The organism is Nocardiopsis sp. CA-288880, from assembly GCF_050955985.1.
Classification (GTDB): domain Bacteria; phylum Actinomycetota; class Actinomycetes; order Streptosporangiales; family Streptosporangiaceae; genus Nocardiopsis; species Nocardiopsis tropica.
This window is the reverse complement of sequence record NZ_CP192105.1, coordinates 1,955,944-1,979,514: the sequence shown is the minus strand read 5'-3', so window position 1 is coordinate 1,979,514 and position 23,571 is coordinate 1,955,944. Positions and strand designations below refer to the sequence as shown.

The 23,571-nt window shown below is 73.7% G+C and carries 16 protein-coding genes; 1 reads left to right on the top strand and 15 read right to left on the bottom strand.

Annotation, left to right across the window (positions count from 1 at the left end; translation table 11 throughout):
• Positions 1–459: 459 nt before the first annotated feature.
• The 13 genes from pheT to ACQPYD_RS08605 all read right to left on the bottom strand — a co-directional run bounded on the left by pheT (position 460) and on the right by ACQPYD_RS08605 (position 17,655).
• Positions 460–2,949, bottom strand: coding sequence for a phenylalanine--tRNA ligase subunit beta (gene pheT / locus ACQPYD_RS08665; protein WP_433700502.1), 2,490 nt, complete (start codon positions 2,947–2,949; stop codon positions 460–462).
• On the bottom strand, positions 2,949–4,067 hold the full coding sequence (pheS, locus tag ACQPYD_RS08660) for a phenylalanine--tRNA ligase subunit alpha (RefSeq protein WP_330157755.1): 1,119 nt from the start codon (positions 4,065–4,067) through the stop codon (positions 2,949–2,951). The genes pheT and pheS overlap by 1 nt, the downstream gene beginning before the upstream one ends.
• A 178-nt stretch (positions 4,068–4,245) precedes the next feature.
• Entirely contained in the window at positions 4,246–5,484 is a 1,239-nt protein-coding gene (locus ACQPYD_RS08655; protein ID WP_378554910.1) for a sensor histidine kinase, read from the bottom strand.
• Between the two features lie 533 nt (positions 5,485–6,017).
• Entirely contained in the window at positions 6,018–6,860 is an 843-nt protein-coding gene (locus ACQPYD_RS08650) for a TrmH family RNA methyltransferase (protein ID WP_433700501.1), read from the bottom strand.
• Positions 6,861–6,888: 28 nt separating this feature from the next.
• Positions 6,889–7,260 carry a 50S ribosomal protein L20 gene (gene rplT / locus ACQPYD_RS08645; RefSeq protein WP_378779806.1) on the bottom strand — a complete coding sequence of 124 codons (372 nt, stop codon included), beginning with the start codon at positions 7,258–7,260 and terminating at the stop codon, positions 6,889–6,891.
• A 168-nt stretch (positions 7,261–7,428) separates the two neighbouring features.
• The gene (rpmI, locus tag ACQPYD_RS08640) at positions 7,429–7,623 is read right to left on the bottom strand and encodes a 50S ribosomal protein L35 (RefSeq protein WP_267948934.1); all 195 of its coding nucleotides are present in this window, start codon (positions 7,621–7,623) and stop codon (positions 7,429–7,431) included.
• Positions 7,624–7,806: 183 nt separating this feature from the next.
• Positions 7,807–8,373, bottom strand: a complete 567-nt coding sequence (infC, locus tag ACQPYD_RS08635) for a translation initiation factor IF-3 (RefSeq protein ID WP_267950310.1) — start codon at positions 8,371–8,373, stop codon at positions 7,807–7,809.
• 423 nt (positions 8,374–8,796) lie between these two features.
• The gene (locus ACQPYD_RS08630; protein WP_433700500.1) at positions 8,797–9,618 is read right to left on the bottom strand and encodes a shikimate dehydrogenase; all 822 of its coding nucleotides are present in this window, start codon (positions 9,616–9,618) and stop codon (positions 8,797–8,799) included.
• Entirely contained in the window at positions 9,618–12,332 is a 2,715-nt protein-coding gene (gene mltG, locus ACQPYD_RS08625; RefSeq protein ID WP_433700499.1) for an endolytic transglycosylase MltG, read from the bottom strand. The genes ACQPYD_RS08630 and mltG overlap by 1 nt, the downstream gene beginning before the upstream one ends.
• The gene (gene ruvX / locus ACQPYD_RS08620; RefSeq protein ID WP_267948931.1) at positions 12,332–12,817 is read right to left on the bottom strand and encodes a Holliday junction resolvase RuvX; all 486 of its coding nucleotides are present in this window, start codon (positions 12,815–12,817) and stop codon (positions 12,332–12,334) included. The genes mltG and ruvX overlap by 1 nt, the downstream gene beginning before the upstream one ends.
• A 1,154-nt stretch (positions 12,818–13,971) precedes the next feature.
• Entirely contained in the window at positions 13,972–16,641 is a 2,670-nt protein-coding gene (alaS, locus tag ACQPYD_RS08615; RefSeq protein WP_433700498.1) for an alanine--tRNA ligase, read from the bottom strand.
• Between the two features lie 334 nt (positions 16,642–16,975).
• Positions 16,976–17,266 (bottom strand): hypothetical protein, encoded by a 291-nt coding sequence (locus ACQPYD_RS08610; protein ID WP_433700497.1) that lies wholly within the window; start codon positions 17,264–17,266, stop codon positions 16,976–16,978.
• Positions 17,263–17,655, bottom strand: coding sequence for a DUF948 domain-containing protein (locus tag ACQPYD_RS08605; RefSeq protein ID WP_267948928.1), 393 nt, complete (start codon positions 17,653–17,655; stop codon positions 17,263–17,265). The genes ACQPYD_RS08610 and ACQPYD_RS08605 overlap by 4 nt, the downstream gene beginning before the upstream one ends.
• A 382-nt stretch (positions 17,656–18,037) precedes the next feature.
• Between ACQPYD_RS08605 and ACQPYD_RS08600 the strand changes: the two genes are divergently transcribed.
• The gene (locus tag ACQPYD_RS08600) at positions 18,038–19,600 is read left to right on the top strand and encodes a serine/threonine-protein kinase (protein WP_433700496.1); all 1,563 of its coding nucleotides are present in this window, start codon (positions 18,038–18,040) and stop codon (positions 19,598–19,600) included.
• Between the two features lie 246 nt (positions 19,601–19,846).
• Here the strand turns inward: ACQPYD_RS08600 and ACQPYD_RS08595 are convergent, their stop codons facing one another.
• Together ACQPYD_RS08595 and ACQPYD_RS08590 are read right to left on the bottom strand one after the other, a co-directional pair.
• Positions 19,847–21,244 carry a replication-associated recombination protein A gene (locus ACQPYD_RS08595; RefSeq protein ID WP_433700495.1) on the bottom strand — a complete coding sequence of 466 codons (1,398 nt, stop codon included), beginning with the start codon at positions 21,242–21,244 and terminating at the stop codon, positions 19,847–19,849.
• A 76-nt stretch (positions 21,245–21,320) separates the two neighbouring features.
• Positions 21,321–23,375, bottom strand: a complete 2,055-nt coding sequence (locus ACQPYD_RS08590; protein ID WP_433700494.1) for a SpoIIE family protein phosphatase — start codon at positions 23,373–23,375, stop codon at positions 21,321–21,323.
• Positions 23,376–23,571: the final 196 nt, after the last annotated feature.

The window sequence follows — 23,571 nt, the reverse complement described above, 5'->3', positions numbered from 1 at the left end:
TGGGCTCCCCGTGTTCCTTGGGAGTGAGCGCGGACGAGACAACCGTTTCGGTCATATGGCGACCTCCGAGCCGTGTCATGCGCAAGCGCGCAGCGGAAAACTCAGGTTGATCCGACCTGCACCGGGCGCCCGGGTGCGGCAGGTGCTTGCAGGCTAAGCTTGCGACCCACCTCACAGCAAGAGCCAAAACGAAGATTCATGCCCCGAAACCCAAACTTCATTCCGGCTACCCGGGGGGATTGGCACCAAAACCCTTACTGGGCTGGAAAAACAGGGCTGAAAATAGTCTGGAATCCGGGCTCCCCCGCGAGGCGTTTCGCAACAGGCGAGCCCAGATGACGACATCCCGCAGCACTGTCTTAACACAGAGGAGCGGGGCCGGTCACTCCCTTCCCGGAAGTGGCCGGCCCCGCCTCGCGGCGCCCGGGAACGGGTCCGCCGACCCGGGCGCCGCGGTCGTCAGCCGCGCAGGACGGCGCCGGTGCGCTCGGCCGCCAGGGCCACGGCGGCGTCGCGGGCCGCGCCCGCCTCCTCCGCCGTCAGCGTCCGGTCCCCCGCACGGAACCGCAGGGTGAAGGCGACGGACTTGCGCCCCTCCCCGACCTGCTCCCCCGTGTAGACGTCGAACAGCCGCACGCTCTCCAGCAGCTCGCCCGCGCCCTCCGCCAGGGCCGCGCTGACGAGGCCGACCGGGACCGACTCGTCCACGGCCAGCGCCACGTCCTGGGTGGCGACCGGGTAGGTGGACACCTCGGGGGCGACGACCGGCGGGCGGGCGCGCTCGATCCGGTCCAGGTCGACCTCGACGGCGGCGGCCCGCTCGGGCAGCCCGAACGCCTTCACCGTGCGCGGGTGGAGCTCGCCCGCGTGTCCGACGAGCAGGCGCTCGCCCCCGACCCGCACGTAGAGCGCGGCGCAGCGGCCCGGGTGCCAGGGGGCGTGCTGGTCGGCCTCGACCTCCAGCTCGACCCCGGCGGTCCGTGCGACGTCCCGGGCGGCCTGGACCGCGTCGGCCCACGTCGCCGCGCGGCCGGGCCCCCACCATCCGGCCCGCTCGAAGTCGCCGGCCAGCACCGCCCCCACACGGCGCGGCTGCTCGGGCACGGCCGCGTCGATCTCGGCGAGCTCGTCGGTTCCCGGGCCGCGGTCCACCGGCAGCAGCGGGGCCCGGCCGGCCCCCTGGCGGGGCCGGTAGACCAGGCCCGTCTCGAACAGCGCCACGTCGGCGAAGCCCCGTCCCACGTTGCGGGCCAGCGCCTTGAACAGGCCCGGCAGCAGCGTGGTGCGCAGCAGCGGCTCCTCCTCGTTGAGGGGGTTGGCCAGGCGCAGGGCGGCGCGGCGCCCGTCGTCGGCGGGGAGCTGGAGGCCGTCGAGGTCGCGCTCGCCCACGAACGGGTAGTTGAGCACCTCGTGGTACCCGGCGTCGGCGAGGGTGCGGCCGACCGCGCGGCGCAGGCGCTGCCCGGCGGTGAGTCCGCGCCCGCTCCTGGCGCGCGGCGGGATCGAGGGGATGTTCTCGTAGCCCTCGAAGCGGATGACCTCCTCGGCGAGGTCGTTGGGGTCGGTGAGGTCGGGCCGCCAGGACGGCGGGGTGACCCGGAGGAGGTCGCCCTCCTCCTCGACACGGCAGCCGATGCGCCGCAGCCACGTCCGGGCGGTGCCCTCGGGGTAGTCCACCCCGGCGACGGAGCCCGCGTGCGAGGCCCGCACGGTGATCGGCTCGCGCGCGGTGGTCCGGTCGATGTGGGTGTAGGCCGTCTCGACGGCGGCGCCGCCCAGCTCGGCGAGGAGTTCGGCCGCGCGCGTGGCCGCGACCAGCTGCACGGCGGAGTCGACGCCGCGCTCGAAGCGGCGGGAGGACTCCGAGGACAGCTGGTGGCGCCGCGAGGCACGGGCGGTGTGCATGGCGTCGAAATGGCCCGCCTCGACCAGCACCTCCGTGCTGGTGGAGGAGATCTCCGTGGTCAGTCCGCCCATGACGCCGGCGATGTTGACCGGCCCGCTGTCGTCGGCGATGACGATGTCGTCGGGGTCGAGGGAGCGCTGGACGTGGTCCAGGGTCTCCAGCTTCTCCCCCGCCCCGGCGGCCCGGACCCGCAGCGGACCGCGGAGGGCGGCCCGGTCCCAGGCGTGCAGGGGCTGCCCGAGTTCGAGCATCACGTAGTTGGTGACGTCGACGGCCAGGGAGATCGGCCGTACGCCGCTCTGGTGGAGGCGGCGCTTCATCCACAGCGGGGTGGGCGCGCCGGGGTCGAACCCCGTGGCGCCGCGCAGGACGTAGCGGTCGCACAGCGCCGGGTCGACCTCGGCCGCCGGGCCCTCACCGATGGGCGCGGCGACGGCGACGTCGGCGGGGTCGCGGAAGTCCACCCCGTAGAGGGCCGCGGTGTCGCGGGCGACGCCGCGCAGGGACAGCGCGTAGCCCCGGTCGGGGGTGACGGCGATGTCGAGAACGTCCTCGCGCAGGCCCAGGGGGCCGATGGCGTCCTCGCCCGGGGCGCCGGAGCCCTCGGGGAGCACGATGATGCCGCTGTGGTCGTCCCACAGGCCCAGCTCGGAGGCCGAGCAGATCATGCCCGCGGACATCCTGCCGTAGGTCTTGCGCGCTCCGATCCGGAACCCGCCGGCCAGCTCCGCCCCGGGCAGGCTCGTGACGACGAGGTCGCCCTCCGCGAAGTTGCGGGCGCCGCAGATGATCTCCTGCGGCTGGCCGGTGCCGTTGGCGTCGCCGACGTCCACGCGGCAGTGGCGGATGGGCTTCTTGAAACCGGTGAGCTCCTCGATCTCCAGCACACGGCCGTAGACGACGGGGCCCTTGACGTCGGAGCCGAGCTCGTCGACGGTCTCGACCTCCAGGCCGGCCAGGGTCAGCCGGTCGGCGAGGGCGCGCGCGGTGACGTCGGCCGGGAGGTCGACGTACTCACGCAGCCAGGAAAGGGGGACGCGCATCAGTTCTCACTCCCGAACGCCGAGGTGAAGCGGATGTCGCCCTCGACCATGTCGTGCATGTCGCGCACGCCGTGCGCGAACATCAGTGTCCGTTCGATTCCCAGGCCGAAGGCCCAGCCGCTGTAGACCTCCGGGTCCACTCCGGCGGCGGTGAGCACGCGCGGGTTGACCACTCCGCAGCCGCCGATCTCGATCCATCCCTCGCTGGAGCAGGTGCGGCACGGTGCGTCCGGGTCGCCCACGGACGCGCCCCGGCAGACGAAGCACTCCATGTCCACCTCGGCGGAGGGCTCGGTGAACGGGAAGTAGGAGGCGCGGAAGCGGGTCCGCAGGCCCGCCCCGAACATGGTCTCGACGAAGGCGTCGATGGCGCCGCGCAGGTGCGCGAGCGTGATGCCGCGGTCGACGACCAGGCCCTCCAGCTGGTGGAAGACCGGGGTGTGGGTGGCGTCCAGCTCGTCGGTGCGGAAGGTCTTCCCGGGTGCGACCACGTACACCGGCAGCTCGCGCGACAGCAGCGCGCGGACCTGCACCGGCGAGGTGTGGGTACGCATGACCAGGCCGGACTCGCCGCCGTCGGGCCCCTCGACGAAGAAGGTGTCCTGCATGGTGCGGGCGGGGTGGTCGGGCTGGAAGTTGAGCGCGTCGAAGTTGAACCACTCGGCCTCGACCTCGGGGCCCTCGGCGACCTCGAACCCCAGGCCGACGAAGATGTCGGCCATGCGCTCGGCGACGGTGGTCAGCGGGTGGCGGGCGCCGCGCGGTGCGCGGTCCCACGGCAGGGTGACGTCGACGCGCTCCTCGATGAGGACACGCTCGTCGCGCTCGGTCTCCAGGACGGCCTGGCGGGCCTTGAGCGCCTGGCCGACGTCGCGGCGGGCACCGCCCACGCGCTTGCCCGCGTCGGCCTTCGCGGCCGGCGGCAGTGCGCCGATCTCCCTGTTGGCCAGGGCCAGCGGGGAGCGGTCCGAGGCGTGTGCGAGCCGGACCTCCTTGAGTTCGGCGAGGTCGCCGGCCGCCTCGATGGCGGCCAGCGCCTCCTCGCGCATGCGGGCGACCTCGTCGGGGTGCAGGGGGGTCACCTCGACCGGGTCGAAGGAATTGTTCGGTGCAGACATGGTTGGTTGCCTCGCCGCCGTTCCCCGCCAAGGGGTCGGGCGGCAGTCACGGTCCGCGACGGGGCGGACGAAGCCGACAGAAGAGCACAGGCGGATGTCGAGCATGCCCGGGTAAGGACCTGTTGCCGGGTCCGGGACACGCCGTGGAGCCCACCGGGGGCGCTGGAGGTCTGAGGGCTCAGACGAACTCGGGCGTCCCGGCGGGCATGGTAAATCGGAACTCCGCGCCGCCGCTGGGGGCGCGTCCGACGGTGATCGTGCCACCGTGGGCCTCGACGAGGCCCTTGACGATGAACAGGCCGAGGCCGGTCCCGCTCCGGCGCTTGCTGCGCCAGAACTGGCGGAAGACGCGCGGAATGGTCTCGGGTGCTATGCCCTGGCCTTCGTCGCGCACCGACACCGCTGTTCCTCCCTCGCACGGCTCGATCACGATACTGACAGTACCAGCGCCGTGCCGCACCCCGTTTTCGACGAGGTTGGACAGTATCTGGTGGAGTTTGTCGGAGTCGATCCACATCTGCGGGAGCTCTCCGCGGGCCTCGACCCGGAAGCGCTCCTCCGACTCGCCCGCCGCGACGTATCCGGCGACGACCCGGCGCACGGCGCCGGGGAGGTCGACGACCTGGCGGCGGATCTCCAGGCGCCCCGACTCGATGCGGGACACGTCGAGGAGGTCGTGGATGAGGCGGGTGACGCGGTCGGCGTCGGCGTTGACCGTCTCCAGCATGAACAGCTTCTGCTTGTCGGTGAGCCTCTCCCACTTGGTGAGCAGGGTGGAGGTGAAGCCCTTGACGCTGGTCAGGGGGGAGCGCAGTTCGTGGGCGACCTCGGACACCAGGTCCGCGCGGCTGCGCTCGGCCCGGGTGGAGGCGTCGCGGAGGGTCAGGACCAGGCGGACGAGCTCTCCGCCGGGCCGCGCCCGGACGTAGCGCGCGGCGACCAGTATCTCGCGCTCGTCCGGCAGGAAGAGGGCCCGTTCGGGCTGGCGGACGCGGTCGCGGGCGCCGCCGTAGGGGTCGCTGGCCTCCCACCAGTCCTGGCCGTCGTGGCCGACCAGGGGCAGGACGGCGCGGTAGTCGCGGCCCAGCGCCGCGTCGGTGGGGACGCCGGTGAGCTGGGCGGCCTGGGTGTTGAAGAGGACGACGCGGCCGGCGGCGTCGGCGACGACGACCCCGTCGGGCAGGTCGTCGGCGTGCAGGGGGGCTCCGGCGAGGCCCGCGGAGGCCCCGGCGACGTCCATGAGGGCGACGGAAGGGGGTTCGTTCCACGGTGCGGGGCCGGTCCGGGGGGAGGCTCCGCGTGCCGCGGCCGCCTCGGCGGAGGCGGGGTCGGCTCCCTGCCCGGGGTCGTCCGACGGGTGGGCGGCTCCGCCGCCCGAGTCCTCCGCCGGGTGATCCGCCTTCCGGCCGCTGCCCACGCCTCTCCCCGCTCCCCTTGAAGGTCCACGACCGCAGGCTCCTGGGCCGAGGACCGCTGACCGGCCGTGTCCGAGAAACACCGCGGACACCACCGCAGGTTGTCTACCCTGCACTTCCACCTGGTACGCCTTGCGGCCCGGGTCGGAGCGTACGACGGGGGACGAGCGTACAAGCACCCTCCGCGAGCGCCGCCACCCGGGAACGGGCATCGTCGACCCTCCCGTGCGAGGTCTGCTCACGCGGTGTCGTCAACCCCGCCCGGTGACGGCGTGCCGCACGGCGCCCCGCCCGCGGCGCGGACAGGGCGGCCCGGGTCCGCGCACGACGCGCACGAACCTCCGTGATCCTGGTCAGACCCTATCTGCACTCGGGCCCCGTGCACGTGCATTTCGGGTGGAAGGGGCAGACCGTGACCGCTCGCTCACAGGGAGCGGATGGGGTGGAACACCCGTCTTCGGTACCCCCGGGGTCGATCACCCGGAGTGACGAACCGGTGTGTGAGCTGGCATGATCCGATGGCCCCGGACCGGGGTCAGGAACGTCTCTGCTGGCGTGCGGTGGTGTAGAGGCACACCGCGGCGGCCGTGGCCAGATTCAGGCTTTCGGCCCCGCCGTAGATCGGAACGCTCACCGCTCCGTCCGTCAGGGCGACGATGTCCTCCGGCAGGCCCCAGGCCTCGTTGCCGAACACCCATCCGACCGGACCGTCCAGGTCACCGCCGTCGGCGACACCGTGGAGGTCCCTCGTTCCGCCGCCGTCGGCGGCCCACACCTTGGCGCCCCTGTCGTGGAGGAAGTCCACGGCGCTCGCCACCGGCACGCCCACGACCACGGGCAGGTGGAACAGGCTCCCGGCGGAGGCCCTCACGCACTTGCCGTTGTAGGGGTCGACGGAGGCGTCGGTGAAGATGACGACGTCGGCCCCGGCCGCGTCGGCGGTGCGCAGCACCGTGCCCGCGTTCCCGGGGTCCCTGACGTGGGAGAGGACGACCGCGAGCCGGACGTCGCCGATCTCGCCGAGGGGGACGTCGACGAACTCGCAGATCGCGATGATCCCCTGGGGGGTCACCGTCTGGGCCAGCTCCGACATCACGTCCAGGCTGACCCTGTGGGTGGGGACGCCCGCCTCCCGGGCGGCGTCCACCAGGTCGATGTGGCGCTGCATGGCCTCCGCCGTGGCGTAGACCTCCACCACACCGGGGGCGGTCCCGCCCCGGGGGGACCGCCCGCCGTCCGCTGCGGCGAGCGCCTCCCGCACGGCCTGCGGCCCCTCCGCGAGGAAGCGCCGCTCACGTTGGCGGAAGGTGCGTTTGGCGAGCCGCCGAACCCCCTTGATCCTGGGTGACCGGATACTCGTGAACTCGTGGCTCGCCATCGCTACTCGCTGCTCAGTCCTGGACCGGTTACGCGGCGGCCTCGGCGGGGAGGGCCTTCTTGGCCGACTCCACCAGGGTCGCGAACGCGGCCTCGTCGTTGACGGCCAGCTCGGCCAGCATGCGACGGTCGACCTCGATGCCGGCCAGCTTCAGGCCCTGCATGAAGCGGTTGTAGGTGAGGCCGTTGGCGCGGGAGGCAGCGTTGATGCGCTGGATCCACAGGCGACGGAACTGCCCCTTCCGGTCCTTGCGGTCCCGGTAGGAGTAGGTCATCGAGTGGAGCATCTGCTCCTTGGCCTTGCGGTACAGGCGCGAACGCTGCCCGCGGTAGCCGCTCGCCCGGTCGAGAACGACCTTGCGCTTCTTCTTGGCGTTGAGAGCCCGCTTCACGCGTGCCACTGTGACTCCCTCGTTGTGTCTTCCGGCGCGCGCGGCGCGCCGACCGGCCCGGCTCTGAGAAGCCCGGCGGCCGTGTTCGCTTCGGGTTGTCCCCTCCCGGGGGCCGTCACCGTGCCGGCTGGACCCCGCACGTGGGCGCTTCCGGGAGGGAGGGGAAGGTCCTCGGTCCTACTTGCCGAGAAGCTTCTTGATGCTCTTGGTGTCCGCGGGAGAAAGCACGGCCTCGTTGCCCAGCTTGCGCTTGCGCTTGGAGGTCTTGTGCTCAAGGATGTGGTTCTTGTTGGCACGGCGGCGCATGATCTTGCCGGAGCCGGTGACCTTGAAGCGGTCCTTGGCCCCACTGTGGGTCTTGTTCTTCGGCATGTTCGCCGTGTCTCCTACTCCGTCGGCGTGCCACCCGCGCGAGGCGGACGACACGGTTCTTCCGCTGCTACAGCGGGGACCCCTGCGCGCCGGTACTCCGACGCATCCTGGCCGTGTCCGCACAGCCCACCCCACCACCCGGTGCCTTCCCGGCGTCCGGGCGGTGGGGGACTACGTCCGCCGCTAGACGGCTTCGTCCTGCTCGCGGCGGGTCTTGTCCCCCGCCGCCGCACGGGCCTCGGCCTTGTGCTCGGACCGCCGCTTGTGCGGACCGATCACCATGACCATGTTGCGGCCGTCCTGCTTGGGCTGCGACTCCACGGTGCCGAGGTCCTGGACGTCCTCGGCCAGCCTTGCCAGCAGTCGGCGGCCCAGCTCGGGGCGGGACTGCTCGCGGCCGCGGAACATGATCGTCACCTTGACCTTGTCCCCGCTCTTGAGGAACCGGACGACGTGACCCTTCTTGGTCTCGTAGTCGTGCGGATCGATCTTCGGGCGGAGCTTGATCTCCTTGATGATCGTGTTCGACTGGTTCTTGCGCGATTCGCGGGCCTTGACCGCGGACTCGTACTTGAACTTGCCGTAGTCCATCAGCTTGGCGACCGGCGGGCGCGCGGTCGGCGCGACCTCGACCAGGTCGAGGTCGGACTCCTGGGCCAGACGCAGGGCGTCCTGCACGGAGACGATTCCGACCTGCTCACCGTTGGGTCCGACGAGACGGACCTCGGGCACCCGGATGCGGTCATTGATACGGGGCTCGGCGCTGATGAGACCCCTCCCTAGCTTTCTCGGATTACCTGGGACCGACCGTCCGCCAGGCGGCGGACGATCTGTTCGACCGGGCCGCCCGAGTCCGTCGGGCCACCCGATAGCGTCGGGGTCCCCGTAAAGCGAAAACCCCGCCAGCGTGTGCAAGCGGGGTGATCCGATCGGATATTCCTGGCGAGGGGCACCGCGCGCGCCGAACGCCCCGGACAAGGGCGTCCGACGAAAAGAGCGCGAGCTCTCCATCGTCAGAACCGGAACCTGCGCGAGCCGTACCCGGCAGGTGGGAGGATCATCTCCGCTTGCGGCTCCGGTGTGAGACACACCGGACCAAGTCGATTACGTTCCCAATATAGCAGCAGACGGAAGCCTGTCGTCCCGCGCGCGCGATCTCCCGGCCGCGCGCCCTCAGGACGCCTCCCTGCGGGCCAGTTCGGCCTCTCCCGCGGCGCGCATGGCCTCCACCGGGACGTCTGCGGCCCCGGTCATCAGCCGGACCTGGGCGACGGCCTGGTGCAGCAGCATCGGGAAGCCGCCCACGGTCCGCCCGCCGCGCGAGGCGACCGCCTCGGCGGCGCCGGTGGGCCAGGGGGCGTACACGACGTCGAACAGGTCGGCCCGCGATCGGGCGAGGCGCTCGGCGTACCGGTCCGCGGCCCCGGAGGGCAGGGAGGAGACCACCAGGTCCGCGTCCAGGTACTCGTCGATCGCGGACAGCGGGGCGACCTCCACCGGGTGGCCGAGCCGCCGGGCCGCCGCGGTCACCTCGCCCGTCCGGGCGGTGTCGCGGGCCAGGACGGCGACCGCCGAGGCCACCCCCAGCAGGCGGAGCGCGGCGACGGCGGACGCCGCCGTGGCCCCGGCGCCCAGCACGACCGCGTTCCGCGGCGCGACGCCGGCCTCGGTGAGGGCGGCGGCGATCCCGGCGACGTCGGTGTTGTGGGCCTCCCAGCCCGCGCCCCGGCGGACCAGGGTGTTGGCGCCGCCGACCTGGCGTGCCAGATCGGTGACCGTGTCGGCCAGGTCCAGCGCACGGCGTTTGAGGGGCATGGTCAGCGACAGCCCCGCCCACTCGCCGCCGAGCCCGGAGAGGAAGGGGGCGAGCCCCTCCTCCCCGCACTCGTACAGGCCGTAGGACCACCCCTCCAGCCCCATCTCCGCGTAGGCGGCGGCGTGCAGGACCGGGGAGAGGGAGTGGGCGACCGGGGATCCGAGGACTGCGGCGCGCACTACTCGCCGCCTCCCCAGGTCTCCTCGAACCTGGCCTTGAGCTCGTTGAACTCCGCCTCCGTGGAGGCGAACTCGGTGACCCCGTTCTCCGGGTCGGTGGCGACGAAGTACAGCCAGTCGCCCTCCGCCGGTTCGAGGGCCGCCTCGATGGCGTCCTCCCCCGGGGCGACGAACGGGCCGGGGGGCAGACCGCTCTTGTGGTAGGTGTCGAACCCGCTGGTGTCCGCCTCGCACTGGGCGAGCTGGTCGTTGTTCAGCGCGATGCCGTACTCGCCGATGGCGTAGAAGCAGGTGCTGTCCATGCCCAGGTTCATGCCGATGTCCAGGCGGTTGTAGATCACCCGGGAGATCATCGGCATGTCCTCGGCCTTGCCGCTCTCGGCCTGGATGATGGACGCCATCGCCATGATCTCGTTGGGGTCGTAGCCAGCGTCCTCGGCCCGCTCCTCCAGCCCCATCTCCTCGGTCACGTTGCGGTGGTGGGTGACCATGGTCTTCAGCATGGACATGGCCTCGGTGCCCGGGTCGAACCGGTAGGTCGCCGGGAAGAGGTAGCCGGCGGACCCCTCCGTCGCGTAGTCGGGGAGTCCGAGCTCGTCGGTCTGCTCGTGCGCCGACTGGAGCTCCTCCAGGGGGACGCCGGTCCGGTCGGAGAGCTCCTGGAGCACCTGCTCGTTGCGCAGGCCCTCCCGGATGGTGACCTGTCCGCCCAGGCGGCTCGCGGGGTCGAGCAGTGCGGCCACGGCGGCCTCGCCGCTCATCCCCTCGGCCAGGGAGTACGTGCCGGGGACCAGGCCGTCGCCGATCTCGTCCTCGGGGACGGCGTCCAGGGCGTTGACGAAGGCCCGGGAACTGGCGACGACGCCCTGGTCGGCGAGGTTGCCCGCGATGGCGGAACCGCTCTCCCCGTTCTCGATCACGAACACGACCTCGCCGCTGCCCTCGCCGGAGAAGTCCTCCGGGAAGACGTAGGTGCGCATGACGACGTAGCCGCCGCCCCCGACCACCAGGATCAGGACGAGGACCAGGACGACCATCAGGCCCTTGCTCATGCCGCGGCGGCCCCTGCCCCTGCGGTTCGCGTTGGCGCGGGCCCGCTTGAGCTCCTTGGCCTTCTTGCGGCTGCTGCGGCCGCCGCCGTAGGCCTCGGCGATGTCGGCGAGCGCGGGCTCCTCGTACTCCTCGGGCTCCTCCTCGGGCTCCTCGGCGCGGCGGCCGCCGCGCCTGCGGCGGCTCCGGCGGCCCGCGGGCTCCCCGTCCCCGTCGTCCCCGCCGCGCCTGCGGCGGCTCCGGCGGCCGGCCGGTTCGGACTCGGGCTCCTCCCCGGGCACGTCCGTCCCGGGGTCGGCGTCCTCCTCGCCGTCGTGGGCGGCGTCCGCCCCGGGGGGCGCCTCCTCCACCGGGGCGCCCCGCCTGCGGCGGCGCCCGCCGCGGCGGCTCCTGGGCGCCTCCTCCACCTCGTCGAAGGCGCCGGAGGACGTCTCCTCCTCCGGCTCGGGGTCGCGGGCGGCGCCGCGGGGCTCCTCCTCGTCGCGCTCGGCGCGCGCACGGCGGGCGCCGCGGCGGCGGGTCGGCCCGGGCACCGCGGCGAACGCGCCCGTGTCGGCGGAACCGGTCAGACCGGGGAAGCTCCCCGAGTCGAAGGCCCCGCTGTCCTCGGGTGCGTCGTCCAGGAACCCGCCGGTCGGCTCGTCGTCCCGGCGGCCCCGCTTGCGCCGGCCCCTGCGACCGGCCGGCTCCTCCTCCACCGGCACCACGCCGGTGTCGGCGAAGCCCTCGTCCGCGGGAGCGCCACGACGGCGACGACCGCCCCGTCGGCCCGCGGGCGGCTCGGAGGCCGGGAGCGCGCCGGTGTCGGCGGGGCCCTCGTCACGCGACCGGCCCTCCGGGGCGAAGGCCCCGGCGTCCTCGGGTGCGTCGTCCAGGAACCCGCCGGTCGGCTCGTCGTCGCGACGACCGCGCTTGCGCCGGCCCCTGCGACCGGCCGGCTCCTCCTCCACCGGCACCGCGCCGGTGTCGGCGGAACCCTCGTCCGCGGGAGCGCCACGACGGCGCCGGGGCTCGGGCTCGGACCCGGCCTGGCTCCGGCGCCCGCGCCGGGGCTGGGGTTCGTCGGCGGCGCGGTCCCGGGGCCGCGCGGGCTCGTCGGCGGGGCGGGCCGGCGCCGAGGGCGCGCCCAGGTTGGCGAGCGCCGCGAGCGCGTCCTGGGTCGGGTCGGCGGCCGGACCTCGGTGCGCGCGGGAGGGGTCCTGCGGCTGTGCGCGGTCCCCGGTCCCCGGCTCGTCAGCGCCCCGCGACCGGTTGGCTCCGGAGCGCGCGGCCCGCCCTCCGCGCAGCGCGTCGGCGGCTCCCGTGCGGCGGGGCTGTCCCGGCGGGGGCTCGGCCGGCGGCTCGGCCCGGCGCCGGCGTCCGGGGGGCGGGGCGTCGGGGCTCAGCGGGTCGTACTCCCCGTCGGCCCGGGACGCGTACCCGTGCGTGCGGAACTCGCCCGTGGAGTTCCCGGTACGGCGGAACCCGCCGGTGCCCGCACCGGGGTCGGCGGCGTCGGGAGCGGTGGGGGCCTCGCCCCGGGCCGGGGGCTCAGGACGCGCCCGCCGTCCGCGTGAGGGCGGCTGGGCGGGCAGCGGGTCGCTGAGCGGGTCGTAGTCGTAACCGCGCTCGCGTTCGTTACGTCCACGATAGGGATTATCGGGGTAGTCATCCCTGTCGTTCATCATTCTCCCTGGCTGGAGCGGACGATCTCGCCCGGGGGCTGGCCTGTTGACCGTTCCTGGTCCAAGGCACTCTGGAGCAGGACGGTGGCCGCCGCCTGGTCGATGACCGACCTGCGGGCCCGACCGCCTCTGGCCCCCTTCTTCGCGAAGGAGGCGCCGGAGAGCAACTGGCTCTGCGCGGTCACCGTGGTGAGGCGCTCGTCGACCAGGCGGACGGGGACGGGGTACAGGTGTACGGCGAGTGCGTTGGCGAACTCCCTGGCGGAGCGGGCCGCGGGGCCCTCCTCGCCCGAGAGCGAGGCCGGGTAGCCCACGACGACCTCCCGCGCCTCGCGCTCGAGGACCAGCAGGGCGATGCGCTGCTTGTCTCCCCGGCCGCGCGGGATGGTCTCCACCGGGCTCGCGAGAGTACCGCTGGGGTCGCTGGCGGCCACTCCGATACGGGCGTTGCCCGGGTCGATGGCCAGTCGCACACCGTGCCTCAAGAGGACCTCTTCCCCGGACCGGGGTTGATGCGCGGGCGGGCCGTGCCGTCGGCGGCACGGCACCGCTGCTGGGGAATCCTCAACACGGTGGTCCTGTTCGTCAGCTGGATTGCGGGAAGCTCCGCACAGACAGCCGTGTGATCGGCTGTGACGCGCCACAGTATGCCCGATTCGATGACAGTGCGCAGCCTCGGCGGCGCTCGTGGGCGTCCGGGGCCGCTGCCCGTACCGGCGGTCCCGTGCGAGGGGGTCACGACGGGGTTCGGGTCGGGCGCGTTCGCTTCGAGTGTAAATCACACTCGTCCCGCCGCGGGGCGCCGCGGGTCGCCGGGGCCCTCCCCCTCCTGGGCGCTCACCCACGGGTGGACCCCTCGCACGTCCCGCTTCCGGCGGTGGCGGCGCCGGAGGCCGGCGGGGCCGGACGGTCCGGGTCCGGGACCGCCACGAGGGGTCCCCCGACGGTCGGCAGAGCGGTCTCCGACGTGCCGGACGCGGCCGGTGAGCTGGGGCGGACCCGGGTTCCGGAGCCGGTCCGGGAACGGGTCCGGGAGCGGGTCCGGAGCCGGTCGGCGGCGCCGGTGGCACACCCCTCGGCGGCTGTGGCGGGGAGCCGGGCCCCCGCCCCGGCCGGAGCGGCCGGGCCCGGGGCCGTGAGCAGCGCCACGGCCGGGCCGATCGGAACCTGTTGTCGCGGGACCATCCTCATAGTCACGAAGAGTTACATTACAGAGGACTGTGTGACTATGCGTGATTTCGCCGCCGTGTCCCGTCTGCGCCCCCGTCACGGGACGGCGGGACGGGGCCGGGAGCCGGGGCGGTGCGGGGCAGGCGCCGCGGGCCCCGGGAAGCGGGACGCGGCCGGGAGCCGGGGCGAGGCACGGAGACGGGCCCCGGCGGCGGGCGCCGCGCGAGGGGACCGCGGGCGGCACGAGGGCGGCGGGGCGCGCCCGGGGGCGACGCGTGGACGACCGGGTGCGGTGGTAACGCCCGTGCGGTGCGGATGACGGCGCGGGGAGCCGGTGCGCGGCGGGGGTCGTCCACAGGCGCGGCCGGGGGGTTTCCCGGCCGCCCCGCGCGTGGTCCCCTGGAAACAGGGGGTCCTCCGCGCGGGGCGGCACGGTCATGCCCTCCGGCCGCTCGGCCCGCGTCTGCTCCTAGGCGCCGGCGACGCGCGCCTCCACGGCGCGCAGCGCCTCGTCGACCTTGGACGGGTCGCTGCCGCCGCCCTGCGCGATGTCCGGCTTGCCGCCGCCACCGCCGCCGAGCGCGCGTGCCGCGACGCCCACCAGGTCGCCCGCCTTGATGCCCGCCTTCTGCGCGGCCTTGTTGGTCGCGATCACCACGACCGGGCGGTCCTTGGGCACGGCGGTCATGGCCACGACCACCGGCTCCTCCTCGCCCAGGCGGCCGCGCACGTCCAGGACCAGCGTGCGCAGGTCGTCGCCGCTCGCGCCCTCGGGGGCGGAGGCCGCGACGACCAGCGCCGCCCCGTGGCGGCGGGCGCCCTCGGCGATGGACCCGGCCGCCTGGAGCACCTGGGCGGCCCGGAGCTTCTCGATCTCCTTCTCCGCGACGCGCAGGCGGGAGACCATGGAGTCGATGCGCTCGGGCAGCTGCTCGCGCGGCGTCTTGAGCTGCTCGGACAGCTGGCCGACCAGCGCCGACTCCTTGGACAGGCGCTTGAACGCGTCCACTCCCACCGCCGCCTCGACGCGGCGCACACCGGAGCCGATCGAGGACTCGCCGAGGAGCTTCACGATGCCGAGCCGGGCCGTGGAGGGGACGTGGGTGCCGCCGCACAGCTCGACGGAGTAGTCGCTCATCTCCACGACCCGCACGCGGTCGCCGTACTTCTCGCCGAACATGGCGAGCGCGCCCATCTTCAGCGCCTCCTCCAGGCTCTTCTCCTCGGTCCGCACCGCGATGTCGCCGGCCAGGACCGTGTTGACCTCCTCCTCGACCTCGGCCAGGCGGTCGCCGCCCAGCGCGGTGTCGGAGGTGAAGTCGAACCGCAGCTGGCCGGGCCGGTTCTCCGAACCGGCCTGGCCCGCCGACGGGCCGAGGGCGTTGCGCAGCGCGGAGTGGATGAGGTGGGTCGCCGAGTGGGAGCGCTCGATCGCGTGGCGGCGGCCCGTGTCGATGGTCGCGTGCACCACGTCGTCCAGGACGACCTCGCCGGAGCGGACCGTGCCGCGGTGCACGAACAGGCCCGGGATCGGCTTCTGCACGTCCTCGACGTCCACGACGCCGCGTCCGTCCACCGTCAGCGTGCCCGTGTCGGCGAGCTGGCCGCCGCTCTCGGCGTAGAACGGGGTGCGGTCCAGGACGATCTCGACCTTCTCCCCCGCGCGGGCCGCGGGCGCCGAGACGCCGCCGACGACGATGCCCTTGACGTGCGACTCGCTCTCGGCGTCGGAGTAGCCGAGGAAGTCGGTGGACCCGGCCCCCTCCAGGAGCTGCGCGTACAGGGAGATGTCCGCGTTGCCGAGCTTCTTCGCCTTCGCGTCCGCCTTGGCGGTGTCCTTCTGCTTCTGCATCAGCTCGCGGAAGGAGGCCTCGTCCACCGTCAGGCCCTGCTCGTCGGCCATCTCCAGCGTGAGGTCGATCGGGAAGCCGTAGGTGTCGTGGAGCTGGAAGGCGTCAGACCCGGAGAAGGTGGTGCCGCCCGCCTGGCGGGTGCGCTCGGCCGCGCGGCCGAACAGCGCGGTGCCCGCGCGCAGGGTGTCGGCGAAGTTCCTCTCCTCGTTGTCGATCACACCGTGGACGACGTCGGCCTTGTCGAGCAGGTCGGGGTAGATGTCCTTCATCGCGTCGATGCTGACCCCGGTCAGCTCGTGCAGGAGGAAGGCGTCGTCGCCCGACAGCAGGCGCAGGTTGCGGATGGAGCGGCGCAGGATGCGGCGCAGGACGTACCCGGCCTTCTCGTTGCCGGGCTTGACGCCGTCGGCGACGAGCATGACGGCGCTGCGCACGTGGTCGGCGACCACGCGGAGCATGACGTCCTGCTCGTGGTTGTCGCCGTAGCGCGTGCCGGTCAGCTCCGCCGCCCGGTGCAGGACGCGGCCGATGATGTCGGTCTCGTAGATGTTGTCGACGCCCTGCAGGACCGCCGCGAGGCGCTCGAGGCCCAGGCCGGTGTCGATGTTCTTCTTGGGCAGGTCGCCGACGATCGGGAAGCCGGTCTTGTCGCCGCCCTCACCCCGCTCGTACTGCATGAAGACGAGGTTCCAGATCTCGATGTAGCGGTTCTCGTCCGCCTCGGGACCGCCCTCGGAGCCGAACTCGGGCCCCCGGTCGTAGAAGATCTCGGAGCACGGGCCGCAGGGTCCGGGGACGCCCATCGACCAGTAGTTCTCCTCCATCCCCATGCGCTGGATGCGCTCGGGGCGCACCCCGACCTTCTCGCGCCAGATCTGCTCGGCCTCGTCGTCGTCGAGGTAGACGGTCACCCACAGCTTCTCCGGGTCGATGCCGAAGCCGCCGTCCTCCACCGGGGTGGTGACGAGCTCCCACGCCAGCGGGATCGCCTGCTCCTTGAAGTAGGCCCCGAAGGAGAAGTTCCCGAGCATCTGGAAGAAGGTCGCGTGCCGGGAGGTCTTGCCGACCTCCTCGATGTCCTTGGTGCGGATGCACTTCTGGACGCTGGTGGCCGTGGCGTAGGGGGGCGTGCGCTGACCCAGGAAGAAGGGCTTGAACGGGACCATGCCTGCGGGGACCAGCAGCAGCGTGGGGTCTTCGGCGATGAGGCTTGCCGAGGGCACCACGGTGTGTCCGTTCTTCTCGAAGAAACTGAGGAAGCGGCGCGCGATCTCTGCCGTCTCCATTGATGCCCTCCTGTGCTCGGCTCCGCCGCCGTGGGCGACGGGTCGTCCCTGCGCGGGACCGTCTGACGCGTGGTCGGTGGTGGCCCATGCTAGGGGGACCCGCCGGCCGGCGCGCGTGGTTTACGGGTGGCCGCCGGGGACCCGTCCTGGTGACGACAACGGCGGCGGCCTGGTTGTTCCAAGGCTATCGCCGCTGACCACCGCCGGGCCCCGTGCTTCCCCGCGTGCGGGGCGGACCGCGTGGCGGGAGGGCCGCGGCACGGGCCCGGTCCCGCGGACGGCGGTCAGGGGGCCGGGCCTCTGCGCGAACGCGGGGCGGAGCGCGGGACCGGGCCTACTCCCCGGGCTCCCCGGGGAGCTCCCGCGCCGGTCGGCGGCGGGACGCGGGCAGGTCCCGCCCACGGGTGGGGGCGTAGCGGCGGAGGAGTTCCTCCTCCTGTTCGCGGACGGCGTCCGCGAGGTCGTCGTTGAACTCGCGGAGGGCGCCCCGGTACTCGGTGACGTGGCCCTCCATCCGCTCGGCGATCCCGCCGGGGGTGAGCGAGCGCCTGGCGCGGTTGAGGCGGTGGACCGCGTAGCCGCCGATGGCGGCGCCCGCGGCGAGGTAGAACAGCTTGCCGATCACCGGTTCGCCTTCCTCCTGCGGCCCCGGACCACGGCCAGCGCCCGGCGCCGGCCGAGCACGCGGCGCACCCCGTAGGAGAGCGAGGCGACCCGCACCAGGGGGCCGGTGACCACCGAGCGGGTCAGTGCCGTCATGGTGGAGACGTCCTCCGAGGACGCCTGCACGTTGGCGGTGATCTCCTCGACCCGCTCGAGCGAGGTGTTGGTGCGCTCCACGGTGGACGCGACGTCGTCCAGGAGCGGCGGGGTGCGGTCCCCCAGGTCCGAGACGACCTTGGTCGCCTCGTTGATGAGCTTGATCAGTTTGACGAGCGCCACGCACATGAACGTGGCCAGCACCGCCCAGACCACCGCGGCGACGAGCGCGGCGACCTCTCCTCCGGTAAGCATGCGGGCTCCGTGAGCAGATAGAGGTGTACTTCAAGTGTGCGGCGGCCCCCTCGCTCGCGCGTCGGGGCTGGGGGCCGGGGTACGGGGGAGCCGGTGACTGCGCCGGGTCGGGCCTCCCGAGTGGTGAACCGGGCCTCCGCGTACGGGCCGGGCCGGTTTCGGCCGACCCTATCGCGTCACGGAGGCGGGCGCGCGGGCGCGCCCCCGTGTCGTGCGGGGTGTCAGGGGTCACGTATCGCTCCTCCTCCCGCGGTGGCCGGTGCAGGACGCGGGGATCGACGCGGGGGCGGCTCTGCCGGAGAATCACCGGGGGGCGGGAACTTCACTACGATGTCCGGACACTCGGCTTCCCGCCTGCCCCTGAAGCGTCGACAGGACACCCATGAGCCCTCGTTCTCCCCGAGAGATCTCCGTACTGGTACCGCCGGACCTCGCCCCCCTCTACCCGGACGACCCCTCGCGGATCGGCCCCTACCTCGTCCTCGGGCGGCTCGGCCAGGGGGCCACCGGGACCGTCTACGCGGCCGTCGACGTGGCGTCGTCCACCGCCGGCGACCGGCTGGTCGCCGTGAAGGTGCTCAGGTCCCCCGAGCTGGACTCGCCGGACGCCTACCCGGCCCTGGAGCGCCGCCTGCGCGCCCTGTCCAACGTGAATTCCAAGCGCGTCGTCGTGCCCTCGGCCTTCGACGCCGACGCCAACCCGCCGTGGCTGGCCATGCCCTACCTGGCGGGCGAGCGGCTGTCGCACTACGTCACGAAGCGCGGCGGGCTCGGCACGGGCAAGCTCATCGCACTGGCCACCGGTCTGGCCGAGGGCCTGTCCGTCCTGCACGCGCGGGGGGTGGCGCACGGGTCGCTGCGCCCCAGCGAGGTCCTGCTGGAGTCGCACGGTCCGCACATCATGGAGTGCGCCGTCGCCGCCTCCCCCGACCGGATGCGCGGGCTGGGCGCGACCTGGCTGAGCCCCGAGCGGTTCCGGGGCGGTGAGGCCACGCCCGCGTCCGACGTGTTCGCCTGGGGGGCGGTCGTGGCGTTCGCGGGGACGGGGCGGCTGCCCTTCGGCCCCGGGGAGCCCGAGGAGATCGCCGAGCGCGCCGCGAACGGGGACTTCGACCTGAGCGGGCTCGCCCGGGGCCTCCAGCCCGTGGTGGGCAGGGCCCTGGCCCCCGACCCCGGCGGGCGCCCCGTTCTGCGCGAGGTCATCGGGGCGGTCATCGCGGTGTGGCACTCCGAGCACGGCGGCGAGGCCTCCCCCTCCGGGGGCGCCCCGGCGGGCCGCGACGACCTGGCGCGCATCCTGGAGCGCGAGTGGCACGCCGTGGAACCGCCCGCGCGGGTGCCGGAGGTGATCCGCCTGGAGGGGCGGATGTCCAACCGGCGCCCCACGAAGGCCCTGCTGGTCGCCGGGAGCGCGGTGATCGCGCTCGCACTGGTCGGCGCCGGCGTGTGGGGGGTGTCCCGCCTGTTGGGCCCCTCGGACGGGGAGGCCCTCGTCGCGGACGCGTCGGAGGAGGAGCCGGCGGCGGAGAGCCCGGCGGCCGACGAGGAGCCGCGGACCCTGGTGGTGCGGTTCGACCCGGCCGAGCAGGAGGACCTGGCGGAGGGGCCGTGGGTCTACACCCCGGTGGACCGGGACGACGAGCCGGTCCGCGGCCAGGGCATACCCAGCCACTCGGCGTGGGCGGAGCAGTGGGACGAGGCCGGCGACCCCGGGCAGGCGACGATCGCGCCCGACGCCGAGGTGCTGTGCGCGAAGTTCTGCGCCGCCCCCGACCACGTGTTCCTCGACGAGGAGGGGCGCGGCACCTGGGAGCTGACCGGGAGCGACTTCGTCGACTACCTGTCGTGGGGCCCGGTCGTGATCGTGGAGGTGACCTTCGCCGACGGGGAGCCGGACGGGGGGCCGCGGGAGATCGTGCAGATCACGGAGTTGTACACCGACTAGACGGACCGGCCCGGGCGGTCGGGGACGCGGGAGGGCCGCCGCGCGCGCCGTGGAACCGGTGGGGGCCGCCGTGTGCGACCGCCCCGTGTGCGCCTCCTTCCGCCCGTTCCACCGGGTCGCGGGCACCGGCCCCCGGCCGGACGGGGGCGGTGGAAGCGCTCCTCCCCGCCTCCGGACGGGCGGGGGCGGGCCCCGTGCCCCGGCCCTGTCGCACGGGGCCGGCCCCCCGGGGGCGGGCCCGCCCCTCTACCCCCCGCTCTTGAGCACTCCCCTGATGCGCTCGAGCACCTCGGAGAACCTGCGCTCCGCCCCGTGCCGGGTGGGCCTGTAGTACTCGCGCTCGGTGAGCCCCTCGGGGGCGTGCTGCTGGGGGGCGACCCCGCCGGGGAAGTCGTGGGCGTAGCGGTAGCCCTTGCCGTGGCCGAGTTCGGCCGCGCCCTTGTAGTGCCCGTCCCGCAGGTGCGGGGGCACCGGTCCGGCGCGGCCCGCCCGCACGTCGGCCATGGCCGCGTCGATCGCGCTGACGACGGCGTTGGACTTGGGTGCCAGGCTGATGTGGATGACGGCCTGGGCGAGGTTGATGCGCGCCTCGGGCATCCCGATGAGCTCCACCGCCTGGGCCGCCGCCACGGCCGTCTGGAGGGCGGTGGGATCGGCCATGCCGACGTCCTCGCTCGCGTGCACGACGATCCTGCGCGCGAGGAACCGCGGGTCCTCCCCCGCCTCGATCATCCGGGCGAGGTAGTGCAGGGCGGCGTCGGGGTCCGAGCCGCGCATGCTCTTGATGAACGCGCTGATGACGTCGTAGTGCTGGTCGCCGGAGCGGTCGTAGCGCACGGCGTGCCGGTCGACGGCCCGCTCGACGTCCTCGGCGGTGATGGTCACCGGTCCGGCGCCGGACCCCGCCGCCTCGGAGCCGTCCTCCGGCGCCCCCTCCCCGGCCGGGGGCCCGCCGGAGGGGGAGGGCCCGGCCACCAGGGCGGCCGCCTCCAGGTAGGTCAGGGAGCGGCGCCCGTCCCCGCCGGCCAGGCGGACGAGGTGGTCGGTGGCCTCGTCGGACATGGCGTACCGGCCGCCCAGACCGCGCTCGTCCGTCAGCGCACGGTCCACCAGGGCGCGGATGTCGTCGTCGTCCAGCGACTCCAGGGAGAGCAGGAGGGAGCGGGACAGCAGCGGGCTGACCACGGAGAAGAACGGGTTCTCGGTGGTCGCCCCGATGAAGCTCACCCACCGGTTCTCCACGGCGGGCAGGAGCGCGTCCTGCTGCGTCTTGTTGAACCGGTGGACCTCGTCGACGAACAGGAGGGTGCGCGTGCCGTGCATGCCCATCCGGCGCTTGGCCTCGTCCACGACCGCTCGGACGTCCTTCACCCCGGCGTTGACCGCCGACAGCTCCACGAACCGCCGCTTGGTGACCCTGCTGACGACGGTGGCCAGGGTGGTCTTGCCGGTTCCCGGCGGGCCCCACAGGAAGACGGACATGGGCGCGTCGTCCTCGACCAGGCGGCGCAGCGGACTGCCCCCGCCCAGGAGGTGGCGCTGGCCCACGACCTCGTCGAGGGTGCGCGGCCGCATGCGCACGGCGAGCGGTTCCTGCCCCTTGGCGGCTTCTGCCCCGGCATCGTCGAACAGTGTTTCGGACACCTGCCCAGGGTAGGGCTGGCCGGGGACCGTTCGGTCCGGCGGGCGGGGCGTGCGCCCGGCGGCCGTGCCCGGGCGCTCAGGAGGCGGGCGTCGCGGAGGTGGTCGTCGCGGGGGCCTCGGGCGCGGGCTCCGCCGGGACGGGGGTCATCCGGGTGATGAGCAGGGCGATGTCGTCGCCGCGTCCGGCCGGGGCCATCTCGGCGATGACGTGCGCGGCCTCCCCGGGGTTCTCGTAGTGCGCGGCGAGGGCTTCGCCGACCTGGGCGAGGCCGTCGCCCATGGGGAGTTCCGAGCTCTCCACCAGGCCGTCGGAGCACAGCAGCAGCGTGCTGCCGGGCGGGAGCATGCGGGTGGTGACGGCGTACTCGGTGTCGGCGAGCACCCCCAGGGGCGGGCCGGTCTCGGGCTCCCACAGCTCGTAGCCGCTCCCGGAGGCCAGGACGACGGGCGGCTGCCCGGCCCAGGCCGCCTGCATGACGCCGCTCTCGCGGTCGACCACCAGGTAGCCGCAGGTGGCGAAGACGATCTCGCCGGTCTCGGTGAGGAGCCGGTTGGTCTCCCCGAGGACGACCCCGGGGTCGGACTGGTTGGTGGCGTAGGCGCGGAAGGCCACGCGGATCTGGCCCATGGCCGCGGCGGCCTCGACCCCGTGTCCCTGCACGTCGCCGACGAGCAGCCCGACCTTGTTGTCGGGGAGTTCGATGACGTCGTAGAAGTCGCCGCAGATCCGCCAGTCCGCCCGGGAGGGCAGGTACTTGGTGGCGATGTCCATGTCGGGGAAGCTCGCCACCTGGCGGGGCAGCATGCGGCGCTGGACGGCGTCGGCCAGCTCCAGTTCGGCCTGCTGGGCCTTGATGCGCTGGAGTGCCTGGCCGGCGAGCCCGGCGAAGGTGAGCATGAGCGCGCGCTCGTCGCGGCTGGCGTGGTGGGGGCGGTCCCAGACCATCTGCCAGACGCCGAGGGCGACCTTGCCGTCCCCGAAGATGGGCACGGTCGCCCAGGCCTGGCCGCGCACCTGGCGCATGAGCTCGACGGCCGCGGGGAAGCGGCTGATGATCTCCGCGCGGCTCTCGAAGAAGCGGGGCTGGCGGTCCTGGATGACCGCTCCCATGGGGAAGTCGGTGTCGTCGGCGCGGCGGCCGTCTATCTGGTCGATGTTGCCGCCCCGGGTGCGCGCGCCGGGCGACCCGCGCAGCACGCCGCCCTCGACGTACAGGGCGATGGCCTGGACCCCGCCGAAGATCGGCAGGAACTCCTCGCTGAGCAGGTCCATGACCTTGTCGACCGTGGTGGCCGAGACGAGCTTGGAGGACAGCTCCGTGACGAGGCGGCCGTGCTCGGCCTCGGTGCGGCGGCGGTCGGCCAGGCGGCGGACCAGCTGGACGTGCTCGGTGACGTCGTCGACGATGCCGACGAGCCGGTCGGGGTCGCCGGGGACGTAGCGGGCGCGCACGTGCAGGGAGCGCTCGTCCCCGAGCCGGTCGAAGACGCGGAAGCGCTGCTCGTAGTCGCGTCCGGTGAAGGAGGCGGACATGGCGTCGCGGACGCGGGCGATGTCGTCGGGGTGGACCCGTTCGAGGATGCGTTCGAGCTCCCGGTCGTTCCCCGCCAGGAGGGCGCCGAGCGGGGTGGGGCCGAAGAGCTCGCGCAGGCGGCCGTTGCCCAGTTCCAGGCTCCACAGCACGGAGTCGGAGTTGTCGGTGCGGAGTTCGCCGACGACCCGCAGGTCGGCCTCCTCGGTGGAGAGCACGTGCATCAGGACGACGACGCGGCGGTCCTCCCCCGCGGAGCCCTCCCCGTCCGGTCCGGGCAGGGGGCGCAGTTCGACCTCGACCAGGCGGGACCCCTTGTCCGTGACGCCCAGGTGCAGGCGGGAGCGGCGGCCCCGGTTCCCGGCGGCCGCCTCGGCGTGGGCACGGGCGCCGCGCCGGACGTCGTCACCGTCGAGGAGGTCGTGCCACACCAGTCCGGCGAGGTCGGACTCCCCGCGTCCGAAGAGCTCGGTGAAGGCGTGGTTGGCGTGCAGGATCGCGCCGTCGGCCGTGGCCAGCACCATGGGCTCCGGGGCGTGGGAGAACGCCCTCGCGAGCGCGCTCTCGGAGCCGTCGCCTGAAGCGCGTTTTCCGTTCACGTATGACTCATCCTCATGTCGTCTCGGACGTCACACCCGCGTTCAGGCGCGGTCACCCCGGGAACGTTCCGATCGGCTCATTCTAGTGGCCGTACCGGGGTCTGTTCCGGTGGTGGAGCTGGGCGGGCGGCAGGGCCCGCACCGCAGGGCGCCGACGGGACCCGGTCGGGCGCGGACCACCATGGTCCACCAGCGG

Excerpts from the sequence above, each read along its gene's own strand:
- pheS (WP_330157755.1), bottom strand. The coding sequence starts at position 4,067 with ATGTCTGCACCGAACAATTCCTTCGACCCGGTCGAGGTGACCCCCCTG.
- pheT (WP_433700502.1), bottom strand. The coding sequence starts at position 2,949 with ATGCGCGTCCCCCTTTCCTGGCTGCGTGAGTACGTCGACCTCCCGGCC.
- mltG (WP_433700499.1), bottom strand. The coding sequence starts at position 12,332 with ATGAACGACAGGGATGACTACCCCGATAATCCCTATCGTGGACGTAAC.
- ACQPYD_RS08605 (WP_267948928.1), bottom strand. The coding sequence starts at position 17,655 with ATGCTTACCGGAGGAGAGGTCGCCGCGCTCGTCGCCGCGGTGGTCTGG.
- ACQPYD_RS08650 (WP_433700501.1), bottom strand. The coding sequence starts at position 6,860 with ATGGCGAGCCACGAGTTCACGAGTATCCGGTCACCCAGGATCAAGGGG.
- alaS (WP_433700498.1), bottom strand. The coding sequence starts at position 16,641 with ATGGAGACGGCAGAGATCGCGCGCCGCTTCCTCAGTTTCTTCGAGAAG.
- rpmI (WP_267948934.1), bottom strand. The coding sequence starts at position 7,623 with ATGCCGAAGAACAAGACCCACAGTGGGGCCAAGGACCGCTTCAAGGTC.
- ACQPYD_RS08600 (WP_433700496.1), top strand. The coding sequence starts at position 18,038 with ATGAGCCCTCGTTCTCCCCGAGAGATCTCCGTACTGGTACCGCCGGAC.